This window comes from Bacteroides intestinalis, assembly GCF_003464595.1.
In the GTDB taxonomy this organism is placed as follows: domain Bacteria; phylum Bacteroidota; class Bacteroidia; order Bacteroidales; family Bacteroidaceae; genus Bacteroides; species Bacteroides intestinalis_A.
Genome location: NZ_QRZF01000001.1, coordinates 624,666 through 649,391 on the forward strand (window position 1 = coordinate 624,666; position 24,726 = coordinate 649,391).

32 protein-coding genes are annotated in these 24,726 nt (G+C 51.2%); 15 read left to right on the forward strand and 17 right to left on the reverse strand.

The features are described 5' to 3' along the window. The first annotated feature begins 159 nt into the window (after nucleotides 1–159). From DWW10_RS02200 to DWW10_RS02210, 3 genes are read left to right on the forward strand one after another with little or no spacing between them, the layout of a single operon-like run. The gene (locus DWW10_RS02200) at nucleotides 160–1,071 is read left to right on the forward strand and encodes a glycosyltransferase family 2 protein (protein ID WP_022392310.1); all 912 of its coding nucleotides are present in this window, start codon (nucleotides 160–162) and stop codon (nucleotides 1,069–1,071) included. A 5-nt stretch (nucleotides 1,072–1,076) separates the two neighbouring features. Next, a complete protein-coding gene (locus DWW10_RS02205) occupies nucleotides 1,077–1,952 on the forward strand; it encodes a beta-1,6-N-acetylglucosaminyltransferase (protein ID WP_022392311.1) in 876 nt (291 codons plus the stop codon). 23 nt (nucleotides 1,953–1,975) lie between these two features. Further along, nucleotides 1,976–2,896: a capsular polysaccharide synthesis protein gene (locus DWW10_RS02210; protein ID WP_022392312.1), complete on the forward strand. Its 921-nt coding sequence runs from the start codon at nucleotides 1,976–1,978 to the stop codon at nucleotides 2,894–2,896. A 23-nt stretch (nucleotides 2,897–2,919) separates the two neighbouring features. Here DWW10_RS02210 and DWW10_RS02215 read toward each other — a convergent pair whose 3' ends face one another. Then, nucleotides 2,920–4,401 carry a glycosyltransferase gene (locus DWW10_RS02215; protein ID WP_022392313.1) on the reverse strand — a complete coding sequence of 494 codons (1,482 nt, stop codon included), beginning with the start codon at nucleotides 4,399–4,401 and terminating at the stop codon, nucleotides 2,920–2,922. A 7-nt stretch (nucleotides 4,402–4,408) separates the two neighbouring features. Continuing rightward, nucleotides 4,409–5,125 (reverse strand): hypothetical protein, encoded by a 717-nt coding sequence (locus tag DWW10_RS02220; RefSeq protein WP_022392314.1) that lies wholly within the window; start codon nucleotides 5,123–5,125, stop codon nucleotides 4,409–4,411. A 515-nt stretch (nucleotides 5,126–5,640) separates the two neighbouring features. Here DWW10_RS02220 and DWW10_RS02225 point away from each other — a divergent pair. From DWW10_RS02225 to DWW10_RS02235, 3 genes are read left to right on the forward strand one after another with little or no spacing between them, the layout of a single operon-like run. Next, complete coding sequence (locus tag DWW10_RS02225) at nucleotides 5,641–6,864, forward strand: site-specific integrase (RefSeq protein ID WP_004303751.1); 1,224 nt, start codon at nucleotides 5,641–5,643, stop codon at nucleotides 6,862–6,864. A gap of 31 nt (nucleotides 6,865–6,895) precedes the next feature. Then, a complete protein-coding gene (locus DWW10_RS02230) occupies nucleotides 6,896–8,185 on the forward strand; it encodes a site-specific integrase (protein WP_004295428.1) in 1,290 nt (429 codons plus the stop codon). 28 nt (nucleotides 8,186–8,213) lie between these two features. After that, on the forward strand, nucleotides 8,214–8,579 hold the full coding sequence (locus DWW10_RS02235; RefSeq protein WP_007559043.1) for a virulence RhuM family protein: 366 nt from the start codon (nucleotides 8,214–8,216) through the stop codon (nucleotides 8,577–8,579). 33 nt (nucleotides 8,580–8,612) lie between these two features. Here DWW10_RS02235 and DWW10_RS02240 read toward each other — a convergent pair whose 3' ends face one another. Then, entirely contained in the window at nucleotides 8,613–8,924 is a 312-nt protein-coding gene (locus tag DWW10_RS02240) for a helix-turn-helix domain-containing protein (RefSeq protein WP_004295430.1), read from the reverse strand. After that, nucleotides 8,921–9,214, reverse strand: coding sequence for a helix-turn-helix domain-containing protein (locus DWW10_RS02245; RefSeq protein ID WP_004319131.1), 294 nt, complete (start codon nucleotides 9,212–9,214; stop codon nucleotides 8,921–8,923). Before DWW10_RS02245 ends, DWW10_RS02240 begins: the two co-directional genes overlap by 4 nt. Before the next feature lie 542 nt (nucleotides 9,215–9,756). Between DWW10_RS02245 and DWW10_RS02255 the strand changes: the two genes are divergently transcribed. Genes DWW10_RS02255 through DWW10_RS02295 form a run of 9 tightly spaced genes read left to right on the forward strand, consistent with a single transcriptional unit; the run spans nucleotide 9,757 to nucleotide 14,166 of the window. Further along, the gene (locus DWW10_RS02255) at nucleotides 9,757–10,008 is read left to right on the forward strand and encodes a hypothetical protein (protein ID WP_004303766.1); all 252 of its coding nucleotides are present in this window, start codon (nucleotides 9,757–9,759) and stop codon (nucleotides 10,006–10,008) included. Between the two features lie 12 nt (nucleotides 10,009–10,020). Continuing rightward, nucleotides 10,021–11,013 (forward strand): hypothetical protein, encoded by a 993-nt coding sequence (locus tag DWW10_RS02260; protein ID WP_007559037.1) that lies wholly within the window; start codon nucleotides 10,021–10,023, stop codon nucleotides 11,011–11,013. A 45-nt stretch (nucleotides 11,014–11,058) separates the two neighbouring features. Continuing rightward, nucleotides 11,059–11,469 carry a PcfK-like family protein gene (locus tag DWW10_RS02265; protein WP_009132163.1) on the forward strand — a complete coding sequence of 137 codons (411 nt, stop codon included), beginning with the start codon at nucleotides 11,059–11,061 and terminating at the stop codon, nucleotides 11,467–11,469. Nucleotides 11,470–11,471: 2 nt separating this feature from the next. Next, nucleotides 11,472–12,755 (forward strand): PcfJ domain-containing protein, encoded by a 1,284-nt coding sequence (locus tag DWW10_RS02270; RefSeq protein ID WP_017141505.1) that lies wholly within the window; start codon nucleotides 11,472–11,474, stop codon nucleotides 12,753–12,755. A 40-nt stretch (nucleotides 12,756–12,795) separates the two neighbouring features. Next, nucleotides 12,796–13,122: a hypothetical protein gene (locus tag DWW10_RS02275; protein WP_004295437.1), complete on the forward strand. Its 327-nt coding sequence runs from the start codon at nucleotides 12,796–12,798 to the stop codon at nucleotides 13,120–13,122. Nucleotides 13,123–13,164: 42 nt separating this feature from the next. Further along, nucleotides 13,165–13,482: a hypothetical protein gene (locus DWW10_RS02280; protein WP_004295436.1), complete on the forward strand. Its 318-nt coding sequence runs from the start codon at nucleotides 13,165–13,167 to the stop codon at nucleotides 13,480–13,482. Nucleotides 13,483–13,528: 46 nt separating this feature from the next. Further along, entirely contained in the window at nucleotides 13,529–13,795 is a 267-nt protein-coding gene (locus DWW10_RS02285) for a DUF6956 domain-containing protein (protein WP_004295438.1), read from the forward strand. A gap of 4 nt (nucleotides 13,796–13,799) precedes the next feature. Beyond that, nucleotides 13,800–13,979 (forward strand): hypothetical protein, encoded by a 180-nt coding sequence (locus tag DWW10_RS02290; RefSeq protein WP_004295439.1) that lies wholly within the window; start codon nucleotides 13,800–13,802, stop codon nucleotides 13,977–13,979. Continuing rightward, a complete protein-coding gene (locus tag DWW10_RS02295; protein ID WP_004295440.1) occupies nucleotides 13,963–14,166 on the forward strand; it encodes a hypothetical protein in 204 nt (67 codons plus the stop codon). The genes DWW10_RS02290 and DWW10_RS02295 overlap by 17 nt, the downstream gene beginning before the upstream one ends. 69 nt (nucleotides 14,167–14,235) lie before the next feature. Here DWW10_RS02295 and DWW10_RS02300 read toward each other — a convergent pair whose 3' ends face one another. The 13 genes from DWW10_RS02300 to DWW10_RS02365 all read right to left on the reverse strand — a co-directional run bounded on the left by DWW10_RS02300 (nucleotide 14,236) and on the right by DWW10_RS02365 (nucleotide 24,712). Further along, the gene (locus DWW10_RS02300) at nucleotides 14,236–15,123 is read right to left on the reverse strand and encodes an IS3 family transposase (protein ID WP_117615371.1); all 888 of its coding nucleotides are present in this window, start codon (nucleotides 15,121–15,123) and stop codon (nucleotides 14,236–14,238) included. Then, nucleotides 15,054–15,578, reverse strand: a complete 525-nt coding sequence (locus DWW10_RS02305) for a helix-turn-helix domain-containing protein (RefSeq protein ID WP_032558195.1) — start codon at nucleotides 15,576–15,578, stop codon at nucleotides 15,054–15,056. The genes DWW10_RS02300 and DWW10_RS02305 overlap by 70 nt, the downstream gene beginning before the upstream one ends. Before the next feature lie 70 nt (nucleotides 15,579–15,648). Continuing rightward, a complete protein-coding gene (locus tag DWW10_RS02310; protein ID WP_004295441.1) occupies nucleotides 15,649–16,035 on the reverse strand; it encodes a hypothetical protein in 387 nt (128 codons plus the stop codon). Between the two features lie 361 nt (nucleotides 16,036–16,396). Then, on the reverse strand, nucleotides 16,397–18,349 hold the full coding sequence (locus tag DWW10_RS02320) for a DUF4116 domain-containing protein (RefSeq protein ID WP_117929068.1): 1,953 nt from the start codon (nucleotides 18,347–18,349) through the stop codon (nucleotides 16,397–16,399). Nucleotides 18,350–18,412: 63 nt separating this feature from the next. Beyond that, nucleotides 18,413–18,856, reverse strand: coding sequence for a DUF3872 domain-containing protein (locus DWW10_RS02325; RefSeq protein WP_004295445.1), 444 nt, complete (start codon nucleotides 18,854–18,856; stop codon nucleotides 18,413–18,415). 13 nt (nucleotides 18,857–18,869) lie between these two features. Next, entirely contained in the window at nucleotides 18,870–19,454 is a 585-nt protein-coding gene (locus tag DWW10_RS02330; protein ID WP_118486957.1) for a conjugal transfer protein TraO, read from the reverse strand. 1 nt (nucleotide 19,455) lies between these two features. After that, entirely contained in the window at nucleotides 19,456–20,376 is a 921-nt protein-coding gene (traN, locus tag DWW10_RS02335) for a conjugative transposon protein TraN (protein ID WP_004303795.1), read from the reverse strand. A 72-nt stretch (nucleotides 20,377–20,448) separates the two neighbouring features. Further along, nucleotides 20,449–21,729, reverse strand: coding sequence for a conjugative transposon protein TraM (gene traM / locus DWW10_RS02340; RefSeq protein ID WP_117929072.1), 1,281 nt, complete (start codon nucleotides 21,727–21,729; stop codon nucleotides 20,449–20,451). Continuing rightward, a complete protein-coding gene (locus tag DWW10_RS02345) occupies nucleotides 21,704–22,003 on the reverse strand; it encodes a TraL conjugative transposon family protein (protein ID WP_004295449.1) in 300 nt (99 codons plus the stop codon). The genes traM and DWW10_RS02345 overlap by 26 nt, the downstream gene beginning before the upstream one ends. A gap of 4 nt (nucleotides 22,004–22,007) precedes the next feature. Beyond that, entirely contained in the window at nucleotides 22,008–22,631 is a 624-nt protein-coding gene (gene traK / locus DWW10_RS02350) for a conjugative transposon protein TraK (protein WP_004295450.1), read from the reverse strand. An 11-nt stretch (nucleotides 22,632–22,642) separates the two neighbouring features. Next, nucleotides 22,643–23,722, reverse strand: a complete 1,080-nt coding sequence (traJ, locus tag DWW10_RS02355; RefSeq protein WP_007662673.1) for a conjugative transposon protein TraJ — start codon at nucleotides 23,720–23,722, stop codon at nucleotides 22,643–22,645. 19 nt (nucleotides 23,723–23,741) lie between these two features. After that, nucleotides 23,742–24,362: a DUF4141 domain-containing protein gene (locus DWW10_RS02360; RefSeq protein WP_004295452.1), complete on the reverse strand. Its 621-nt coding sequence runs from the start codon at nucleotides 24,360–24,362 to the stop codon at nucleotides 23,742–23,744. Between the two features lie 35 nt (nucleotides 24,363–24,397). Next, the gene (locus DWW10_RS02365; protein WP_117929074.1) at nucleotides 24,398–24,712 is read right to left on the reverse strand and encodes a DUF3876 domain-containing protein; all 315 of its coding nucleotides are present in this window, start codon (nucleotides 24,710–24,712) and stop codon (nucleotides 24,398–24,400) included. Between the last annotated feature and the right edge of the window lie 14 nt (nucleotides 24,713–24,726).

Genomic DNA, 24,726 nt, shown 5'->3' on the forward strand with positions numbered 1-24,726 from the left:
AAGATAGACTAAAAAGGTACAAACACAAAGTAGTCTTTGAAATATAAAGCAAACCTGCTTATCCAGCATTCATTTATCGGCTTAAATTAGGTCGCATATAAAAAAATAATATATCTTTGTAAATTCGTAACCTAAACAATGATTTAATAGTAAATGCTAATGCCTCTTCTTAACAAAATAGCCCATGTACTCAAAGAAGCCCCGCAGGCTTTTAAGAAGACATCCAATCCGATACTCATTATGACATTATTAGTCAAAAATGAAGAAGATATATTGGAAGAGAGCCTTCGTTTCCATAAAGCAATGGGAATAGACAGCTTTCTCATAACAGACAACAACTCCACAGATGGCACGATTGAGATTATCCGGAAATACCAAGAAAAAGGCTGGATAAAAGAAGTTATCTTTGAAAAAGCAACCAACTACAACCAGAAAGTATGGGTAGACCGCATGATTAAACTTGCTAAAAAAAAGTATCATGCAGACTGGGTCATCAATGCCGATGCTGATGAACTATGGTATTCCCCTACCGGAGACCTTAAAACAGAACTAAAAACGACCAAAGCCAATGTTTTGAAATGTTCTATGAAGTGCATATACCCGGAAGCAGGTAAACCATTCTGGGAATGGAATCAAACTATCCGTCCAATAATAAACCCATTAAAATACAAGGCATACAATTTATCCCGCTATTCTCTTTATCTTCCACAAAGAGGAAAGGTTCTTCATCGTACCACCTCATATATACAAATCTCCACTGGGAATCACAAAGTATTAATGCTTCCACAAAATGAAAAGAAAAGCAACATATGTATATACCATTATTCTGTCCGGGATAAAAAACGTTTTCTGGAAAAAATGATTAATGGTGGAAAGCAATTGGAACAAAATCCTCATAAACATATAGGAATGCATTGGCGCCACTTTTACGAACTCTACAAAAAAGGAGAACTGGAAATGGAATATGATAGAATCACAGGAGCTAATTCCTATGAACAATTGAAACGTGATGGATTGATCCAAACCGACAACACCATTTCCGATTTCTTTAAACTACATTTCAATAAGTAATTGTAATGAAGCATGCATACCTGATTATTGCTCACAATGAATATCCGGTATTAAGAGCTCTATTATTGATGCTCGATGATGAGCGGAATGATATCTTTCTACATATAGACCACCGATCAATGGAACTGTATGAGAAGATACATTCTGTACAAATGCAGCGAGCTAATTTGCACATTTTATCTACACGAAATAAAGTATACTGGGGAGATCTCAGTCAAGTAGAAACCGAATACCTGCTACTGGAAACAGCCTCAGCAAAAGAGGCTTATTCTTACTATCATCTTTTATCAGGAACAGATCTACCCATACAGACACAAGACTACATCCATTCTTTCTTTCAAATAAATGCGGGCAAGGAATTCGTAGAATATTGGTCTGGCAATAGACATCAGAAAGACCTGAAACGGAAAATATCCCGCTATTATTTCTTTACGAAACACCTAAAGCGCAACAATAGCAAGTGGCATGTCATTACAGCCCCCTGCCACAATCTCGCACTAATAGTACAAAAAATGGTTCACTTCAATAGAAAGCAAGAAGTTGAATTTCGGAAAGGTTCCCAGTGGTTCAGCATCACTCACAATTTTTGTCTATATCTGTTGGAGAAAAAGCCTTTTGTTCTCCGGCGCTTCCGATACACACTCTGTCCCGATGAGATTTTTGTTCAAACTCTATTATGGAACTCTTCATTCAAAAAGAATATCTATAATATAGAAGACAACAACATCGGCAGCATGCGACTGATTGACTGGAATAGAGGAGATCCTTATACATGGAAGATACAAGATTACACCGAACTAGTCAACTCCGACAAACTGTTTGCCCGCAAATTCAGTTCCCAGGAAGAAGAATTAATCAAGCTGATTAAATCTACCTATTGACAAGTAACATAAAGCAGAAAGATATGAATACCATGAATCCAGATATCAACCCCGTCAAATCCTTTTTCAAATCAATCGAGAAGAAGCTTTTGCATCACAGCAAACACTTATACTTCAAAACAGTAATCTCACAGAAGTCCGGTGCAAAAGATATTATAAAGAAATACAAAGGAGCAAGTACCGGAAGAAGTCCGATTGGCAAGACATGCCCCATCTGGATATGCTGGTGGCAAGGAGAAGAGAACATGCCTGATATCGTTAAAGCCTGCTACGCCTCTGCAAAACATCATGCAGACCAACATCCTGTCATATTAATCACAGAGCAAAACTATCAGGAATATGCTACAATGCCGGATTACATCTTGCAAAAAGTGAAAAACCACGAAATAAGTCTCACCCATTTCAGTGACATGCTAAGGATAAACCTGCTTAAGCAACATGGAGGAATATGGGCTGACAGCACCCTACTTTTTACCAGAGATGTAGACTCAATAATGAATCCCGATGCCGATTTCTATACTTGTCATCATACAGCAAAAAACACGAATGTGGCAAACGGCAAGTGGACAGTCTTCTTTATGGCCTGTGGTAAAGACAATATTCTACCCGCTTTCCTACTGGACACGTTCTATAGTTATTGGAAGAATCATCAACGAATCGTCACTTACTTATTCTTCGATTATCTCGTTAGCATAGCCTATGAAAATATTCCGGCTATTACAAAAATGATCGACAATGTCCCTCTGCAAAGAATCAGTAACCTATCCAAGTGCCTCAACATGCCATTTGATGAAAAGTCTATGGAGGAATTTAGCGCAAACTATGGTTTCCACAAACTAACCTATAAGAAGCAATTCAATATGCTCACCCCCGAAGGGAAAGAAACGATCTATGCCCACCTACTGCATTATTCTACCCATGGGATAGATGCAGGCCAAGCATAGAAACCACCTTCAAAAGTCAGACATCAAGAAACCTTAGACGAAAAAGACGAAGAAGATTTATGAGCTTTCTCTATCAACTGCAAACACTTTTCCTTGTTAAAGCCACGAGATTTGGCATATTCATCCGCCAGCACAGTAAACATCTCATCAGTACCGGGTAGTCTTTCAAAATTCTTGCATCCTTCTTCCAAAGATACCTTACCAAAGCGCATCCGGTTCAAATCAATGATTTCTACGGAGATACCCTCCGGCTTTTCTGCAAATAAAATATTCCCTGCCGAATAGTCCTTATGCAAAATTCCATGTTCGTGCAAAGCGGCAGTGGTACGAGCTATGGCACGAAGTATTTCCTCCTGTTCCTCAGAAGGACGTTGTGGAAGATCCCGGTAAGTATAAGGGCATTCTGATCTCAATGAAACAAAATAGCTCTTTCCGAACAAGAACCAACTGGAAACCGAACAGAAACCAATGGGTGCGGGCGAACCTATATTAAACTGGCGCAACATGGCCGCATAGCGAAATGAACGCCGTGCCTTAGATTCCCGGAAAAAATTATAAATAATCCGATTCAGCAAGTGAGGTATCTGGAAAGATTTAACTACCACTTTCTGTCCTGCTATATCAAACTCCCTCAGTTCATTTCTTCCTTTATAAATAACAGTACCCTGATCTTCAAAAATAACCGGAAGCACTTTCACAAAGTCACTCATATTTTCATAACCAGGAGCTACAGCCATACACCGTGGACGAAAAAAGCGCTCAATACGATTGACCCATCTGGACCAGGAACGCACAGAACGCAACTTTCCACCTAACTCCCGCTCAAAGAATTCAGCATGACGCTTATTAAGTACCTTCGTAACATGTGGCTTCAACGAACGGTCTATAATTCTTTTGGATCCGGCACGTACACGATAATACAATTCTATCTGAGGCAAACGAACCACTTTACCACCATCTTTCAGTACAGATATCCAGAATTCCCAATCCTCACGTGCAATGATCTCTTCGCAGTATCCACCTACTCTTTCCCATTCTGTTTTTCTGTAAAGCGCACAAGTATCAATCATATTTTTACGTGCCAGCAATTTCAGAGAGAAAGGCGGTAACTTCCATTCACCACTACGGTCGCCTATAAATTCAGCTCGCGGACAGACCACTTTGACATCCGGGTCTCGTTCCAGTTCTATTACAGCATGGCTTATGAATGTTGGGCTGATCCGGTTATCCGCATCTACCGGCAAAATGTATTCGCCATGAGACAATGATATAGCATGATTGCGAGCAACACATGGACCGCTATTCGGCTGAGTATATGTGCATACCCGTGAATCTTTCTCTGCATATTCCTTGGCAATGTCCAAAGAATTATCTGTCGAGCCATCATCCATCAGTATCACTTCAAAATTAGGATAATCCGAAGCAAGCACCGAATCCAAAGTCTCGCACAGAAACTTTGCCATATTATAAATAGGTATAATAACAGAAACTAATCGATACTCCATAGTATTTTCAAATTTTATCCAGTCCCTTCGTATACTTCAACCAGTAATACTTCAACGGGTTCTTATACTTTAATTGTTTCCACGGACGACTACCATGCGGACGATGCCACACCGGAAGTGTAGTAAACAGATAGTTTTTGAATCCCTCTTTCAATGATTGATGGGAAATTGTCACATCGTGCCAGTTCTTTTCAAGACTCAACTGATGAAAATCAAACGAACGGAGGAAGTTCAACGTCAGTAACGAGCAACAGAAACTACAATGTTTCTTTTCGGGAAACACCTGATTCTCTCGCCCTTTTGCAAATAAATAAGGATAGTTTATATCACCCTTTTCATCAACGGTGACAGCAGCAGCAATTCCACAATCTTTTCTTTCCAAAGCGCCGTCGAACAAAGATTGCAAAGTATCTTTCTTCACCACCACATCAGATTCCACTATGATCAGTCCGGCTTCTTCCGCAATGGCACGTTCTTGCGACATTTGCAGAATCAGCAGATAATTAGGCGAAGGGTTGCTTGTGACATCCGCAAGGTTTACCAATTCGAAACCCAGTCTCACGGATGCTTCCCGCAACCTGACCGTATTCTCCTCTGTACTGAAATCATTGTAAACGGTATATGTAAAAGGAGTCTTAACGTCAGATGCCATAATAGCATCTACCGTCTGTAAAGTCAACTCAATGGAATCCTTTACAGGCGTAATGATATGGATACACTTCATTCCTTATAACTGTTTTATCTTTATTCTACAAATCCTAATATTTGTACAAGTTGACAAAGTTATGTATTATTTAGCACACAGCCAAACAGTTTACCGCTTTTATGACTAACTTTGCCTGCAACAAATATAGAAAGAACTCGCAAAAAAACGGCAAAATTTGGATAAATAAAGTAAGTGTTTGGTATTGAGGAGAGTTAAGCCAAATTCTTCTATACCTTTCCAAATCGCTAAAATGCAGGATAATGAAAGGTTAAGAGAAAGATTTGCTACTTATCCGTTGCCTTTTTTAGCCCCGGATAATCCAGCAAAATAACGCTTGACCACCTGCGGTTTTACCGTTCACCATGCAAAGAACCCTATATTTTGCCCGTAAAGATAACCGTTTTTTTCCGTTTTTCATGGAAATACAGGTTATGTTACCGGCATCCGGGGTTTTATTCTTTGTTCCGCTATAATTTTCATAACTGTAAATAACTCTATATCAAGTAATTTTGCAACATAAAAAAAATAGAGTTATGAAACAGACGGATGTAACGGTTACGTTCTACCTCAAAAAGAGCGAAATGAATGACGAGGGACATTGCCCGGTCATGGCGAAACTTGTTGTCGGCAAATTTTCAGAAGCGGCTTTTAGTGCGAAAATGTCCGTACCCGCTGCACTGTGGGCATCCGGACGTGCCACGGGTAAAAGTAACGCCGCGCGGGAAATCAACCGGCAACTGGACGATTTGCGAGCTTCAGCCATTTCCATTTATGACGAACTGTCAGCCACCCGTGAGAATGTAACGGCTGAAGAAATAAGGAATCTGTTGTTGGGGACGGCTTTCGGGCAGGAAACCCTGTTGGGCTATTTCCGGACGTTCATCGAACATTTCGAAAAACGTGTCGGCGTGAACCGGGAAAAGGGAACAGCGCAATCTTACCGCTATGCTTGTAACTGTGTGGCTGCTTTCATCCAGGAGAAATACAAGTTGTCGGATGTTCCTTTCACGGCCCTGAACCGTTCATTCATCGACAACTATGACCTCTACCTACGCACGGAGCGCCGCTTTGCCCTGGGAACTATCGTGTTGCTTGTCACACGGTTGAACACGATTGTCGGGGAAGCCATCGCGGAAGGGATTATCACTGCCGACCCGTTCGCGGGTTATGAAGCCGAACATCCCGAGCGGGAACAGAAATACCTTACCGCAGCGGAGTTACAACGGCTGATGACCACACCCCTGCACGACCCGAAACTCTACCATATCCGCGACCTGTTCCTCTTCTCCTGCTACACGGGTATCCCTTACGGGGACATGTGCCGCCTGACGACGGAGGATCTGGAAGTGGCCGAGGACGGTGAGGTATGGATCAAGACCGCCCGCAAGAAGACGAAAATCGACTATGAAGTGCCGTTGCTCGACATACCGTTGCTCATCCTCGACAAGTACCGGGATATGGCCCCGGAAGGAAAACTGCTGCCGATGTACAGCAACAACGAACTCAACCGGACACTGAAACGTATTGCCGCCATTTGCGGAATTGAACGGAAGCTCGTCTTTCACTGCGGACGCCATACCTACGCCACCGAGATCACGCTTTCGCATGGTGTCCCGCTTGAAACCGTCAGTAAAATGCTGGGGCATAGCCGCATTTCCACGACGCAGATTTACGCCAAAGTGACCGATGACAAGATCGACATGGATACCCGGTCTTTAGAGGAAAAGATTGCCGGCCGCTTCTCCGTAGCTATTTAATCTATCATTGACAATCAAATTCACAACGATTATGGAAACGAATAATAAAGAGATAAAACGCCGCAGCACGTTCTCCCTGCTGTTCTACATCAACCGCACGAAAGTCCGCAAGGACGGAACATGTAAATTGTTATGCAAGGTAAGCATCGACGCCAAGTCGGCCCCGATCAATATCAACGCGTTTGTCGATCCATCGCTTTGGAATCCGGAAACCAAAAGGGCGAACGGACGAAGCGAGAACGCCCGAACGGTAAACCTGGCAATAGAGAAACTGACCGAAAAAATCACCGGACATTACCGTCATATTCGTAAAAGCCTCGGTTTCGTGACGGCCGAGCTGGTCAAAAACGCCGTGGAAGGAATCGGGCAGAAACCGTTCACCCTCCTTGCCTTGTTCCGCGAGCATAACGAGGAGTTCCGCAAGCGTGTCGGCGTGGATCGCAAGGAAGAAACTTATGAAAGTTACGAGAACTCCTATAATATTTTAGCCTCCTTCGTGAAAAAAAGGAAGGAAAAGGAGGATGTAGCGTTGCGGAGCCTTGACCGGGAGTTCTACGATGATTTTGAAATATTCCTGCGTACAGATCGTGAAATGAAACCCAAGACAGTACACGAGCATCTTTACCGGTTGAAAAAAATGACCAAGCGGGCTGTCAGTCAGGGTACACTCCGGCGCGACCCTTACGGGAAGCTGCACCCGGAACTGCCCCGGCGCAAGAGCCGCCATTTGAAACTCGAAGACCTCAAAAAGCTGATGGAAACTCCCGTCGATAAACCCAACCTCCAGCGGGTGCGGGACTGGTTTCTCTTCGCTACCTTCACGGGGTTGTCCTACGCCGACCTGAAACGCTTGTCCGAAAAAGACATCACGCAGTCGGACGACGGAACGTACTGGATACACATCCGGCGCCAGAAGACCGAAACGCCCTCGGCCATCCGCCTGCTGAACGTGCCGTTGCAGATCATCGAGAAATACCGCCACGAGCGTAAAAGCGACAGGATTTTCAACCTCTATTGCCGGGGGTATCTCATCAAGCTCACCAGAGAACTGGGACGGACATACGGCTTCGACATGACCTTTCACAAGGCGAGGCACAATTTCGGGACACATATCACGCTCTCGTTGGGTGTGCCTATCGAAACTGTCAGCCGCATGATGGGACACAAGAGCATTTCCACCACGCAGATTTACGCCAAAGTGACCGACCGCAAGGTGGACGAGGACATGAAACGTCTGAAAGAACAGACCAAAGGCCGGAAAATAAATCTCTACGAGGAGGACGAACCGGAAACGGCAGATATTATAACGGTAAACGGTTGAACAGTATAACAAAAATTGATAAATTTGTATGACTATGACGACAAGAGAACCTATCAGCATTGAAAACGGGCGGGTGGAAATCCACACGCCGGAGAACCGTGTATGGCTCACGCGCCACCAGATTGCCGACCTGTTCGGAGTCTTCGTTCCTGCCGTGGGGAGCAACATCCGCTCCATACTCAAAAGCGGCATACTCCGTGAGGAGCGGGTTTACCGCCGGGAGCGCAACCGTGACGGCGGTATTGTCGAGCTGTATTCGCTCGAAATGATCGCCGCGCTGGCTTTCCGCTTAAAATCCGGGAATGCCGAAGCCTTCCGACGGTGGCTTGTCCGAAGGGCCACGACGACCGCCGTCGTCTGGCAGCTCCCCGGCATGAACACGATATTGAACTGAAAAAGAAGAACGGCCGTGATGGCCGTTCTTCTTTTATACCCATTCCTGTCCCCCGATACATTTCTTCCGGGAATCTTCCAGAAATTTCTGTATCTCGGATTCCATGTATAGTACCTTGCCCTGAATCAAATAATAGGGAATGATCCGCGCCGTGCGGTATTCCTGCAATGTACGCCTGCTGATTTTCAGCAGCCGGGACAATTCCTCGTCGGTGACGAACCGCTCTCCCTTGAGTGTCCGGCCTCCGGAGGATTCCAGTTTATCCAGTGCCTTGCCGGCCTTTTCCAAACGCCGGAAGAGATCCGCCACACGCGGATCGTGCTTGTCGATGAAATAATGGCTCATAACGCGGCGGTATTAGGATAGTGCGACGATTGCAGCAGTTTCCCGACATCTTCCGGTTTGTAGAAGATTTTGTGACGGATGCGGCTGAAAGGCAGCAACCCTTTCTCCCGGTAGGTTTGCAGGGTACGTTTCGATATCCCCAGCACGTCACAGACATCCTGGTTGTCCAGCCATTTTTTCAAACTCACGTCCTCCTGCCTGCGGCATAACGCCTCGGCTTTTCTTTCAATGGCTTCCACGTGCCCTGCCAGCGCGTCGAAAGCCTTCACGTCCATACTTATTATTTCCATGTTCTGTTTCATTTTTTGTTTCCCGGATGCCCAAAAGTACACAAATGAACAGTATCTTGTTATCAGCCAGTGGTATATGGACGTATCCGTCTTAAAAGTGGCAGCGAGTGGCGCCACGTCCGGCGGAAACGATCCTCCGCCGATACGGGATCGGCACGCTCCGATACGCCAATCGCCCGTGAAAGGAAATGTTCGCGGGCGATTTATCATTCCATGCAGGGTGAGCCGTGAACCGACTTTCGCGAGCGTTCACGGCATATCGTTTTCTCCCCGTTTCTCTCCCATAACCTTTTCCTCTCTTTTTTTCATGCCGCGGAGCGCGGTATGGAAATCTGTTGTCAGTAGCAAAGGTAGTTACGGGGCTCACGCTGCTGCAAGATCGGGCCGCGGGGCGGTTTGCCGCAAAATCTTCCTCTTTCCCTGCGGGCGAGCGTATTTTCCGACAAAATCTTGCAGCAGCTATCCCCGACACCTTTTGATGCTACCGAAACAGATTCCATCCATACCGGCTCCGCTACGGCATAAAAAAAAAGTCAAAGGTTATGAGAAACGAAGAGAAAAATAAATGGAAACAGAAATCCTCCAACCTTCCACTTGGCATAAAGGCAAAGGTCGGGTTGGCGGTAAAGGTCGGGGCGGTGGCTTTGGGCTTCCACGTGTGGGGTATCGACTTTATTTGGGTCGTTTTGGGCTTCACGTTCTGTTATGACATCCTGCGGGGCATTTTCTCCTGCCTTGTTTCTCTCGTGGCTCTAACCGGCTTTTTCTATTTCCTATTCACTCACATCTTCTAAATTATTACAGGTATGACAAAGTACATTTCATTATTCGGAGCGACTACCACGGACACACGGGTGCAGGTAGTCAAGGAAAACCAGGTAATCATCGGTATCGGTGCGGGTGCGAGCAGAAAGCGTTACGTCGTTTACAAGGTGGAACACACCGCCCGTGGCTACGTGTACCACATGGTCGATACCGAAACAAAGGAAATCAGCCAAACGGACATTCTGCGACCCCTCTCGCAAACATTCGGTATCGGCAGGTACTACGACGACGTGAACCCCGAGTTCATGGACGCTTTCGAGGTGGCTTTGCTCGTGGGGCAGGCGGAAGAGCAAGCCACGGCGCAGGCCATCGCCGCCGCCAAAGAGAAAGCCGAGCATGACCGCATAGCGGAAATAGGGGCGCAGAGGTTACGCCGCATCATGCCCGAAGGGGTGCAGGGCGTAATCATCGCCGAACTCAACGAAACGGAATACACTGACCCCTCTTACGAGTGTTCGACCACCCGAAGCGTGCGTACCGTCATTCTCGGCTTTTCGGCCACCTCCCGCAACGGCTTCGGGGAGTTGAGAAAGGCGGCGGCCAATTTCCCGCAAACGGCGCACCTCTCCGAATACGACCCCAAGAACGAACACCGCTATCCCGTTTTCACGCTCGGCAAAAGTCCGAAATACGGGTGGAGTGTCTGCAAACTGACCCACTACACACGTGAAGGGTACATCGACAGGCTGGCATATATCGCAGGAAACGAGGAGAATATATGTCTGCCCGAGCCGAAAGACGAAAAACGGGCGGAACGCACTGAAACGAGCGTGCAAGGCGGGTTTATCATCGTGGACTATTCCGAGAAGGCGATAGCCGTATTCGGGGACACCAAGCCCGTCAAGGACGCCCTTCACGCACTCGGGGGACGCTTCAACGCACGGCTGACGCATGACGGGCAGAAGAGAGCGGGATGGATTTTCCAAAAGACCAAAGAGGACGAGGTGCGGCGGCTTCTCGGAAAGGACGAATAAATATTGAACACGGGGCGGCTCGCCGCCCCACAATACCAAAAAATCATGGCACAAGGAACAGATTATTTCAAACTGACGATACAGAACTATCTCGACGCACGGGCACGGGAGGACGAACTTTTCGCACCCCGATACGCCAACCCGAAAAAGAACATTGACGATTGCTGCACTTTCATCATCAACCAAGTACGGCAGAGCGGTTGCAACGGGTTTGCCGACGAGGAAATATACTCTATGGCACTCCACTATTACGACGAGGAGGACATCGACATCGGCAAACCCGTCAGTTGCAAGGTAGTGGTCAATCACACCGTTGAACTGACCGAGGAGGAAAAAGCCGAGGCACGGCGGAACGCCATACGGAAGGCCGAGAGCGAAGCCTACGCCAAGTTGGCGAAAGCCAAGTCCAAACCCAAGAAAATCGAAGATAACAAACTAATGCCCAGTCTATTTTAGTTATGAAACCGAGAACAAAATTCCAACAGAGCGTTGTGGCGGCAAGCAAACACCTGCCGCCGCTTACCCCCGCACAAATCGAATGGGGGTACAAGAACTGCATCGAGCATATCGGACGCCGCACGCCGAAAGGACTTATCACCTGCACCGAGTGCGGCCACACGTGGCAGAGCGAAAACGGAGAACTCACGGACAATCTGTTAGGGTGCGAGTGTCCGCACTGCCACACCCCGCTGAAAGTGGAAACCACCCTGCGCCGCAAGTTCAACGATTACGAGTATTTGTGCATCGTAACCCGCTGCAAGGGTTTTCAAGTCCTGCGCTTCGTCTATATCGAGTGTTGGGCGAAAGTGGGACAGACGCCCGTTTACACCCATATCGAAGCCGTACAGCGGTGGATTGCCCCCGACGGACGCTCCGCAACCTTCGCACGGCTGCGCCCGATGGGCTTCTTCGTTCACGGGTGGAGTTGGTCGAGCGCATTGGAACTGCGGGCGGAGAACGACGGGAAATACAACATCACGCCCACACGCATCTATCCCCGGCAACGGCTTATCCCCGAACTGCGCCGAAGCGGCTACGGCAAACAACTCCCCGATGTAACCCCTTTCGACCTTATCCACCTGCTGCTCTCGGAGAACAAGGCCGAAACGCTGCTTAAAGCGGGACAAACGGCACTCGTGCGATTTTTCGCCCGTTCCTCCCGCAATATCGCAGACTATTGGCCGGCCATCCGTATCGCCATCCGTAACGGGTACGCTATCGGGAAACCGACGGAATGGTGCGACTACATCGACCTGCTGCGATTTTTCGGGAAAGACCTGCATAACGCCCATTTCGTGTGTCCCGCAGACCTGCCCGCAGCGCATGACCTCTACATGGCAAAAAAACGGCGGCACATGCAAATGGAACGGCGGCAGGAGGAACGGCGCAAGGCGTTGGAACAGGAAGCCTCGTTTGTCGAAGCCAAAGGGCGGTTTTTCGGAGTGGAGTTTTCCGACGGGGAAATCTGCATCAAGGTATTGGACAGCGTTGAAGCCATACGGCAGGAGGGCGAGGCCATGCACCATTGCGTGTTTACCAACGAATACTATCTGAAAGCCGACTCGCTCATACTCTCGGCCACAATCGACGGCAAACGTATCGAAACGATAGAGGTGTCCCTAAAACGCATGGAGGTCGTGCAGAGCCGTGGCGTGTGTAACAAGAATACCCCATACCACGGGCAAATACTGAAACTGATGAAGGGGAACATGTCCCTTATACGGAAACGAATGACAGCATAAAAATCGGGGCGGCGAAAGCCGCCCGCAAAAACAAAATAGAATGAACCAAATAGCATATAAATTCGTGTCGTGGGACGTTCCCGCACTCGAAAGCCTTGCAGGCTCAAAAGCGTACATATTACGCAAACGGCTCAATGACGGGGGAACGCTCACCCGTGAGGAGAAAGACTGGATTACCCGTGAGGTAAACCATAACACCTATTTCAAGGACTCCATTCCGCTTTTAGGGTATCGTTTCAACTTTGTCGATGTACTGAAAACATTCGTGGTAAAGCAGTACGGGCATTACACGGAATACAAGGGCGTGGACAAGACGAGCATACGCTCCATGTTGTACGGCAGAGTGGAAAGGATTGTCGAATTATAAAATCGGGGCGGCGAAAGCCGCCCTACAAAAAAAAATATAACAATGAAAATCATCTATAAAAGCTACATGGCACGCCCGCTCAAACCCTTCGGGGAGTGGGATTGGGAAGTTCGGGAAGCAGTCAAGACGGCCCTTGCGCTCGTCGAGGGGAAAAACGGGTTCAAAACCCATTCCGAGATATGGCGAAGGTGCAACCTCGTCATTACCGTGGGACACAACATCTACACCACGAGTATCGAGATACGACCACCCGAGCAGGACGTGATACGCCGCAGGAGCAACTGGCATAACGGCTACGCCTACTACTGCAACGGCGTGTTCTGGGCGAACATGAGCAGGGTTAGAGTGGAACTTGTCTGATTAAAAAATTTCGGGGCGGCAAAAGCCGCCCGTAAAAAGCGAGAATATGAAAACGAATGAAGTAAACAAGGAAATCTCCTATGAAACGCTGCTCGTAACCTTCGGCGAGGGTATCGGGCGGCTCAACACCATGTTCGACGACCCGCAGGTGTGGGGCGTTGCCACGCTGAAGCAGTGGATCGACGGGTATGAAACTACGCGCTTCACCGAAATCGACGACCGAACGGCGGTTATCACATCCGAATACAACATGGACAGCGTGAAGGAATGGCTGCAAAAGAACACACCGATTATCAACCTGGAAAAACGATAAAATCATGCGCAAGTACAAATTATTCATCGGCTACCGGCTGCTGGGAGAGTTTTCCGGTATATGGGAAGCCAAAAATTTCGCCGCTGAAAGCGGCATGAGCGGAATTTTCTCGCTCGTGGGAGAAAATTACCGGGACAGTTGGTACGAACCAAAAAAACAGGACAAGAATGGAAACAAAGATTAAAGACATCACGGGAGCGGAAATAACCGTTACCGACTTAAAAGAGGCGGTACGCCAATGCCGGGAGTGCCTCGCAAGTCCCTACCTGATGCCCTCGGGGCATACCGTGGGGGAAAACCATGCCTACATGTTGCGGCAACTGCTCGCCCTGCAAAGGCGGAAACGGGAACACGGCAGGCAACGGCCGTGAAAATACGACGCGAAAAAAATCGGACGATAACTGAAGTGCACCCCAAATATTGGACGGATTAGTATTTGTTTAGATGGCATGAGTTCGGTATTGTACCGGGCTCATGTTGTTTAAGTATTTCTTTATCCGCTTGTTATTGTAGTAGTCGATATATTCTTCCAATTCTTTTCGGAAATGGTCTATGGATGAGAATTTTTGCAAATATAATAATTCGGACTTCAATAATCCAAAGAAACTTTCCATAGCAGCGTTATCCAGACAGTTACCCTTGCGCGACATGCTCTGTGTAATACCTTTCTGTCTTAAACGGAGCTGATACTGCTTCATCTGATACTGCCAGCCCTGGTCGGAATGCAAGACAATACCCGGAGAATCCGGTATTCTGGCAAACGCATCGTCCAGCATCTTCATGATCTGCATAAAGTTAGGGCGTTCAGCTATTTTATAGCTAATAATCTCCCGGTTATATAAGTCCATAATCGGCGATAGATATAACTTTACGCCGCAAACCGAAAATTCCGTAAGGTCAGTAACCCACTTCTGATTCGGTTTTTCGGCTGCAAAGTCGCGTTGCAGAAGATTGGGCGCTATCCGTCCGATCTGTCCTTTGTATGAACAGTATTTACGGAGCCTGACCTGACTTTTTATCCCGCAAATATTCATCAGCTTAAGTACGGTTTTGTGATTTATCGCATATCCGATCTTATTCATTTCAACGGTAATGCGCCGATAACCATAACGCCCCTTATGTTCGTGATATAACCTTATAATACTCTCTTTTTCGCGAGCATATTTATCGGGTTGTTTTGATTTTCTGAAGTGATAATAAAATGTGCTTCGCGCCATCCCTGCGGCTTTGAGCAATACTGAAAGCCGGCACTGCGGCCTTAGTCCTTCGATGGCTTGGGCTCTTTCCCGCTCTCGCGGACAATGCGCTCCTCGACTAAGGCCTGCAATTTTTTTAAGTAAGCATTCTCGGCACGAAGATACTCCAGTTCCTTAAGCAACTCTTCGTGCGGAGTCGTTTTGAGTTTGACTTTTTTAGTCTTCGATTTACTCATGGCCGGCCTCCTTCTTTGCGGTTTACGCCGCAGGCCTTCAGCACCTTGGTTTTGATAGAGCCGCTCCCATTGACGAATAACAAAAGGGCCCGGAATGCCGAAATGCACTGCTGTCTCCAGCAAAGATAGATGATTTTGGTGCATATGCTTCAAAACTGACAACTTAAATTCTGCACTGTAGCTACCGTGGCGCAGCTTAAGGCCGGCAAGGCCATGGCGCTCGAATAATGTTACCCACAAGTGAACTTGCGAGCGGCCACAGCCCAAGTGACATCCGGCTTCCCTAACCGAAAGTCCGCCTTCGAGTACCAGTTTTACGGCCTTTAAACGAATCTCATAATTATATTTCATAAAAAACACCCCAAAAGTGTCCAACTTTTGGGGTGCAGTACAAACAACCGTCCGATTTTTTTGTTTCCCGTCAATCGACCGCCGTATGGTCGCCCAGCTTCCCGTGCAGTTCACGCCCGATATGTCCGGCAATGCCACGGGGAGAAATTTCAGAGATTGAACCCCACCCGCCATGCGTGTATATGCACGTCTTGAGCGGTTCGGTACGGGAAAGGTAGAACAGATAGCCGTTGCGGAGCAGGATGCCCACAAACACCGAGCCGACCTCGATGTCGGCGATCTCGTCAAAACGTATCTTCCCGTCATTGTATAATACTGCCGTGCCATCCGCATCGGGAATGACGAACAGATCGTCTTCCATGACAATCCCGTGCAACTCGATTAGCGACCCCAGGCATTCACTCGCCGATACCCGGTCGTAATCACCCTTTACCTCATTTGTCGATTTCGTTTCCATATCGCTTTTCTTTAGGTTCAGACAAATACCATACGAAAAAGGCGTGAGAATACGTTAAATACCGGCATTGAGGTACAGCCAAGCACCCATCCACTCGATAGATAATTTCTCCCCACGCCGCTATCGCATACGCTTGACGCATATAGACACGACGATGAAGAAGAGAACTACCCATTATTTTGCGAGCGGATTAAAATTTGGCTGTTTTCAATGCCCCACCATAATGTGTTCCTTCCGTATGTAAATCGCCCGGCGGCACGCCGCCGGAGGATTCGATTGCAAATATAACGATTTCATCCGGGTATCGGCGACAACACGTGCGATTTTTAACAACCTTCCTGCCAAAGAACTACCCGCCGTCCTACAATTTCGGCCCCCGGGCGGGTTTGCGGGGCGCGACCTTCGGCTGCGCCTTCTTCTCCCTGGGCGGTTCGACGATCCGCAGTTTGAGTTTCTCCGTCTTACGGTCGTAACGCACCTCGCAGCAGTCAATCTCACCCGCAACCGACGTCCACACGTTGTTCACACGCACCGCGCCGCCCGAGTAGAGGGTCTTGTATTGTTCGTATTCGAGCGGCTGCCGCAATTTCGCGTCCACCTGACGGTGGAACGAGTAGATATTACGTCCCTTTGCTATTTCGTCGGGAACGTAAACCCGCAACTCGGGATGGGCGGCCTCGGCATAGAGGCACAGATCCGCCGTGCGAAGCTCCCTCGGAACCCACTGGATCATCCTCGGGTCGCCCCGCACGGCCGTATCGGCCACGAGCGGCGTGATGGCCCTCTGGGGAATGTCGTACAGCACCCCCGCATCCTTGCGAACGGCCTCCAACGCCACCTCCTCCGTTACAAGCCGGCGGTTCAGGTGCAGGACACTCATCAACCGGTGTATCTGCTGCGGGTCGTCCTGCTCGCGGAACACCTGCAAGACCAGGGCGGGGTCGCTCAACGCGCTGATAACCGAGAAATCGGTTTTGTCCTTCCCGTAGGTACGCTCGAAAGCCTCCCGGCTCATCTCCGGCGTCCGGGCTTCGCGGGGGACGCCTTTCAGGTTTTGCGGGTTCTCCCGCACCAGGCTCATGTATAGATCCGGGCTTTTCATGCTCTCGGGCAGGTGGGCGATGGCATAGGGACTGCGCCGTATGGCCTCCATGCACAACTCCGGCGTTTTCCACTTCTCGGGGACATATTGCAGGTAGCTCCCGTCGTGCCCGACGGCCCGGCGGCACATCTCCTCGTTCTTGGCGTGGTCGGGAAGGTTGTAGAACAGCTCCGGCTCCAGGGCGAAAATTTCCCGGGCCACCCTCGGCGTGACGTGTGCCGGGTTCATGTGCTGCAAAAAATCGAAGGTCTTATCGTAATTCGTGCAATAGAACCCCAACACTTTCAGGTGTATCTCCTCGAAGGGGATATAGCGGAGGACACGCAGGTCGTCGGTACGGGCCAACGCCCGGTTGCAGACCTCCGGCGTGAGCTGTTCGGGGTTGAAAAAGCGGATGGCCAGGGGATCGCGCTCCAGCGCCATCCCGCACAGACGGTCGGTTTTCAGATGTTTCGGAACGTACTCCAGTGCCAGGTAGTTCGAGGACACGGCGGCCTCGCAGACCCGTTCCGTGCGTAATTCCTCCGGCACTTCATGGAGCAGGATGCCGTCCCCGCTGACGGCACGCAGGCAGACTGCCTCCGTGCGCAGTTCCACCGGCACGAGCGAAAGGCAGGACGCGTCCATCCCCACGCCGTGAAGGGCCAGTTCCCCGGTCATGACCTCCGGGGCAATGGAGGCGAAAATCTCGAACTTGTCCACGAACGACATCCCGAATTTTTTCAGCCCTTCCAGGCATATATCGGGATACGGAATGTAAGGGAGTATCTTGTAATCGGCACTGTCCACCGCTTTCAACGCCGCACGGCATATTTGCGGCGTCCTCAATTCCCCGGGGACGGCCTCCAGCACCAGACCGTTGCGCTTCACGGCCGCCATGCACAGTTCGGGGGTCTTCAGCCCCTCCGGAACGTAATACAGCGCGTAGCTGTTGCTATCGACGGCGGCACGGCACATTTTCGGTGTCTTCAGACGGTCAGGGACGAATTTCAGTGTTTCGCCCCGGTGGCCGGCCGCGGCAAGACAAAGTTCCGGCGTTTTCATCGCTTCGGGAACGAACTCGATGTTGAAAGCCGATTTCTTGATGGCGAAACGGCAGACTTCCGCCGTTTTCCGATCCTCGGGCAGCGTCTCGAAAAGGTTCTCGCGCCACGGGTTCTCGTACACCCCCGTATCGAGATAGGCTATATCTATTCTCTCTTGCTCTGTCATGGTTTTCAGTATTTATGGAAAGCGCCCGGGTGACGGGCGCTTCTCTTGGTTAGACATATTCCGTTATCGTTCCGTTTCCTCCGTCCCGTTCTCGCTCTGGAACGTGAAGGAGGTCTTCACGACCTGACCCGTGTTGTCCTCGACATAGACGTCGATGGTCTGCTGGTCATCGCTGCGCGATGTGTAATAGAGGCGGAACACCTCACGGTCGAGCGGATAGCGGTCGTTGGGCAGGAACACCGTACCGTCGTCCATCCTCAACTCACCGCGCCCGTCGGGCTGGAAATAGCGGATCGTGTAACGCGCGCCGTCATATCTCCCCTCCCGCACGAGCGTGCAGCGGATTTCAGCGGTTTCACCAACGGAGATTCGCTTCTGAACGGGCATCGTTTCCAGAGAGAACGTGTACGCCTGCTGTATATCCAGCCCGTTGTCGCAGGATGCGCATAAAAGACCCAGGGCGGCGATCCAGACCGCCAGGGCCAATATCTTTTTCATCTTTTTCATGTCGCTTGCAAGTTTAATGGATTATGAATTTCACGCCCAGGCCGAACTGCGCGTGGAAATGTCCCGTTGTAGTGCCCCATAGGATACGCTCACGCCCCGTCAGCGAGAGGATAATCCTGTCGGTCAGGTACGCATCGACCTCCAGCGTGACGGCCCCGCCATAGAGGAAACGGTCGCGGTGGCGGAGCGTAGAGCCGTCATAGAGCCGCCTTTCGCCCCGGTTCACAATCTCGTAACCGGCCAGCGCCGAGCCGCCGAGGTAGAAGAAAAAAGTCCTGGACGGGTCGGCGAGGAACTTGTAATAGTAACCGCCCTCGGCAGTGAACTGCGCCACAGGGATACGTTCCGACTTGTAGGGGTAATAACGGTTCAGGAACTCCGCGCCGAACACCCACTTGTCGGCATTCTTCGCGTAGCGGCTCATGGCCAGCCCGAACCAGTAGCCCGTTTCGCTGCGGCTGTCCCGGGTATAGAAGCCGTCGGTCATGCCTCCCCGTATTTCCAGCCCGCGCATGGCGGGCAGGGCACGCTGGGCGTGCACCCCGTCCGAAAGGAGGAGGCATAACCCCAGCGTGAGAATGAATATCGCCCGTTTCATATCACTTTACCTTTAACTCGTTGATAACACGTGCGCGCACCAGGTCGGCATTCTCCACCGTGAAAGTCTGGTGTCGCCCGCCCTGCTGCTCGTGCAGTTCCACGACCAGCTGCTTGTCGTCGGCCAGCGTGAACTTCGGGAGCGTGAAGACCATGCGCTCGGTACGCTTGCCGCCGATGACCTGCACGTTGTTGTACGCACGCACGGGCCATACGACCTGCTCCTGGATGGCCGTGCGTTTGGCCACCTTCTTGTCCGTAATCTTGAACGTCAGGTAGTCCACGTTGAAAGGCACGTTGGAGGAGTTTTTCAGTTGGAGGTGGAAATAAAGCAGGTCGTTATGCACGTAGATACCTTTGAGGAGGTATTGTACCCCGAAACGCTTGCAACCGATATGCTTGATCTCGCGGCGGTCATTCTTGTAAATGGACTGCATGATCAGTTTGACCAGCAGCGGAGATTCGCATCCCAACTCCTGCAAATAGATGTCCAGCGCGTTATTGGGGCGGTTTACCGCCTCCCCGTCATGCAGGAAGTCCGCCATCTCGACCGACAGTTTCACCGGCTCGTCGGCATACTTGACATTGAAGCTGTAATAGGCCCCGTCCTCGGTAATGACCGAAAGGTTGCTCTCGCGCGAGAAATCACGCAGGGCCGCCTTTACACGCAGCACGTTTTCCGTGCCGTCGGCTTTCGCCGCCAGAAGATCCGAAGACCCCAGATCGACGTAACGGATGGCCGAGGGGAAAATCACATGCACGGTCTTGCTGAACGTCACCTCCAGCGCGTAGGGCGGGATAACCCGGTTGAAAGTCAGCGGACGGGTAAGACCGTCGTACAAATCGCCCGTGGAGGGCTTTTCCTGCGCGTGGGCAGCGAACATGCACCCGATAAAAGCGAGTGCCAGAAGAATCTTTTTCATACTCGATAAATTTTTGATTGTTGATAAAAATGGATTTTTTCAGTGGTGTACGGAAGTACGTCGTTTGTACCCTTATTGAAGGGGCGGGAGCAGCAGGACGCTGTAACCGGCCTTGAGCGTGACCTTGACCGAGCGCATCTTCTTGCTCACGTATTGCGACACGCCCTGGATGGCGCTGCGCCCCAGGTCGGAGAGCAGTTGCGAACCGGCATCGTCCGTGATCGTGATACTGCTGCCCATGCCCGCACCCATATTGGCGGCGATCTCCTTCACGGCATTGAGTTCTTCCGACCCCGGCACGGGAATACCCTCGTTGCCGTTCGTGTCATAGACCGACAGATCGACCGGAACGACCGCCCCGCCGTGCTGGACAGCGCTGACCTTGACCGTCAGCCGTTCGCCGTTGATCCTCGCCGCCCCCGTTACGGGCGTACCCGAGGGGATGAGCAGATCTCCCGCCATCATCGGTTCCAACAGACGGAAAGTAACCTCCCCGCCATCGGTGAGCGTCACGGTTTGCTGCACGGCGGCACGGATACTGTTGCGCTCGGGCTCGCGAAGGTCGCTCCCCACCGTGTTGAAACCCCAGTTCCGGGGCTTGACGAACTCACGGGCGAAGACCGAATCGGGCAGCGGGGCGGCGAGCAGCGACACGATGTTACGGCGCACCTGGCGCACGGGCTGCACGGAAGCCTTGCCGGAAACGGAGGTCTTCTGACGCGGGGCTTCAGGGGCCTGACCGCCATTCATATAGCGGGCGGCGATCTCGTAGGACTTCTCCAGCAGCGCCACCTGCTCCTCCTGGGCCGTTTTCTGCGCCTGCTGTTCTTCCAGGCGGCGTTCCAGTTCCTCGATGCGGGCCTGCATCTCGCGCTCTTCCCCCGTTTCACCGGCGGTCTCCTCGTAGAAACTGCCTAACTGGCGGTTGATGTCGGCATAGGCGGCACGGGAAGTCCGGAAAGCTCCCGACGAACCGCCGGCAGAGCCGGAAGACTTATCCGGCACGGCAGCGGGCATGACGGGCTCTTCCTCCTCGTTCTCCATCCCGAACGCGAAATCCTGCAAGGAGCGCATCTTTTCCCGCTCCCTGCGCCGCATCTCCTCCTGCACGTAGGCATCACGCTTGTCCGAGAGGATACCCTCCGATTCCGGGGTCGGCAGCTCCGTGTTGAAACCCGCCGAAGGCTCCTCCCGTTCTTTTTCGCCGGGGGAGAAGATCAGCCACATGCACCCGGCAAAGGCCAGGAAAAAGAGCGGGAAGACCACCAGCTTCTTCCGCATCTGTATCTGCCGGGGCGTGAGTTCCTTTTTCCCCGCCTCCGGCTGTTTATTCTGTTTTTCGTTCGTCGTCATAATTGAAATCTTTTAGATGTTTTACACTGTCGGCCTCCTGCCGTTGTCTTAATTCCAGTTCCAGCCGCTCGATATGCCGTATCTGCATCCGTTCCCCGGCTCCCTTGCCGAAGCGGTAGATGGAAGACACGGTAAAGTAGAGCGACAAGACGGAAAAGAACAAGAGCAGCGTGAGGATCACGATAATCCGCTTATCGGGCGAGAGCGCCCCGCAAGCGCGGCGCAGGTGGTCTTCGACCCACTCCCCGAAAGCCTTTATTCTCTTCTTTGCCATAGCCTTATCTTTTTAATGTACGTAAATCGCGGTTCTCCAGAATCTCGAATTTCTCCATGATGAAACCCTGCGGGTTATTGTCCGAACGCCCCGAGTTGATCAGCTCGCAGCGCGTGACCAGCGAACGCTCGGTGATGTTGCTCTCGCGGACAATCATTTGCCGGGCATAGGTCATGGCCCGGTAGGGATAGGCGTTGAAGTCGCACACCACGGAGTCCACCTCGATACGCTGGCTGATGTTCCCCGACACCACACGGTTGTAGTAACCTTTCTCCTGCATGTCCTGGTAATAGGCGAAGGCGCTCTTATCGACCAGGAACAGCGCGCGGTTGATGTTGCTCTCGATGGCCGCACGGTCGGGCGAGAGGGTAAAGAACAACTCGTGAAAACGCCGGATATGTTCGCGCGCCTCCACGGGGCGGTTCTGGCTCAAATCCTGCGAGAGCGCCAGCATCAGCGACTTGCCCCCGTCCAGGACATAGATCTTCTCGCGCTGCTTTTCGGCGAAACGGAAGCTCGCGACCACGCTGAACACGGATACCAGCGCGCACAGGCAGAGGAACACGATACCGAAAAGCCGAATCTGCCTGAAACTTGTTTCGATGTTTTTTAATGACTTGAATTCCATTGTCCAAATTGTTATGAATGATTATTGTTACCTTGTGTTGCCAGGTTGCGCCCGTTAGGGGCACTGCCCGAAGCCGGGCCACCGCCGCCGTTACCGGAGGAGGAACCGCCACCGCCGCGACGCCCGAACGTGCGGCCGATCATGTTGCCGGCGATACCGCCCGCGACACCCGTGGCGAATGCCCCGGCCTTGTTGATACCGCCCATAGCCCCGCCGGCTCCGCCCGACTGGATCACCCACTCGGCAACGGTGGGGATCGTGAAATAGCCTATGATACCTATAATCAAAAAGATAATATAGACACCGCTGCCGCTGTCGGGAATGTAGTTGGGGTCTTGCAGGGCCAGGACGTCCGCCTGGAGCATCAACGTCTGGATCTTGGCCAGCACCGCAGAGAACAGGTCGGCGATGGGAAGCCAAAGGTACACGCTGATATAGCGGGAAATCCAGCTCGCGAGCGTCGAGTGGAAGCCGTCGTAAATGGAGAGGGCGAACGACAAGGGCCCCAGAATCGACAGCACGACTAAAAAGAATGTCCGCAGCGTGTCGATGGTAAGCCCCGCGGCGTTGAACAACAACTCGAAAAAGTCCCGGACAAGCTGCCGGAAACCGGCCTTGATGTCGTACCACGTGCGTTCGGCCCACATGCTGATAATCTCGCCCAAGTCCGTGATACCCATATCCGCAAGCCGCTGTTCATACACCTCGTCGTCCACTAACCAAGCCTTGCCCTCGCGCCTGCGGGCCTCGGCTTCCAAATCGTCCTTCTGTTGCTGGTATGCCTGCAAATCCAACGTCTGCCCCTCCAGTATGGCGTGCGTGCCCTGCACCACGGGCGACATCACGGCGTTGATCGTCCCCAGAACCACGGTGGGAAAGAACATCACGCACAAGCCGATGGCGAAAGGCCGCAGGAGCGGGAACACGTCGATAGGCTCCGCATTGGCCAGTGCCTTCCATACCCGGTAAGCCACGTAAAAGAGCGCACCCAGGCCGGCGATACCTTTCGCCACCCCGATCATGTCGCCGCATAGCGGCATCATCTCCTGATACAGGTTCCGGAGAACCTGGTGTAAATTGTCGAAATCCATGACTGCCTCCGTTTTCAGGTTACCAATATCTGTCGTTCGGGTTCCCGTAAAGTGCCAGCACCCGGTGCGCGTCGCCCTTTTCGCGGCTGCGGATGAAGGACACAGAGATGGTCTTGCGCGTGTAATAGCGCGTGAGGTTGCGGTACTCCAGCATCTTCGTGTAAACCTGATCCACCACGTCCATCCGCTCCTTGTCCGAGAGCGAGAGGCCGTTGCCGCCGGTTATGACCGTCTTGAGTTCCGCCACCAGCGCACCGCCCTCCTCCAGCAGCCGGGCGTAACCCGCCGAGATCGCCGCCAGCTCGTCCACCGTGAAGTTCGGGTCTGAAACCATACGGTTGAATCCCGAGGTGTAGATTTCCGTGATCTCGCTGACCATTTCGAGCGTCAGCTTCACCTTCCGGGCATCCTTGATGATGTTATGCACCGATTTGAGGGCGTCGTAGTAAGCCTTGCTCTGGTTATAAATCTTGATACTCTCTTGCAGCGACTTGACCATGTTGGTCGCCGTGGTCGAGCTTTGAACCGCGCTCTTGATGTTCTGAACGAGGTTCGACGGGTCGATGACCGTCCACTGCGCTTTTGCCTGGTACGTGAAGCAAAGAAGCCCCACGAACAGCGTTAAAATCAATCGTTTCATCCTTTTCATTATTTAATTCGTGAATACTTGGGCGGTCATTCCGACGCCCGGTAATAATCCCCGTAGGCGGAGAGCTGGAGCACCTCGCGCCCCGCATCGTAGGCCAGGGCGACATACCCGTAGAGGTCGAAGTAACGGATGCCTCTCCAATACTTCCTCACGGGACGGGAGAAGCGTGTCCCGTCCTTGTAGGACACCTCCACGTAAAAACCGCCGCCCCGGCGTCCCGGGTTGCGGTAGATGCGAACCCGGGGAGAACCCGAGCGGCTTTCCCACTCGCCCGCCACCTCGTACAGCGCGAAGTCCAAACGCGCCGCCGTGGGGTCTGATCCGATACACTTGCGATACATGGCCTGCCCTCCCT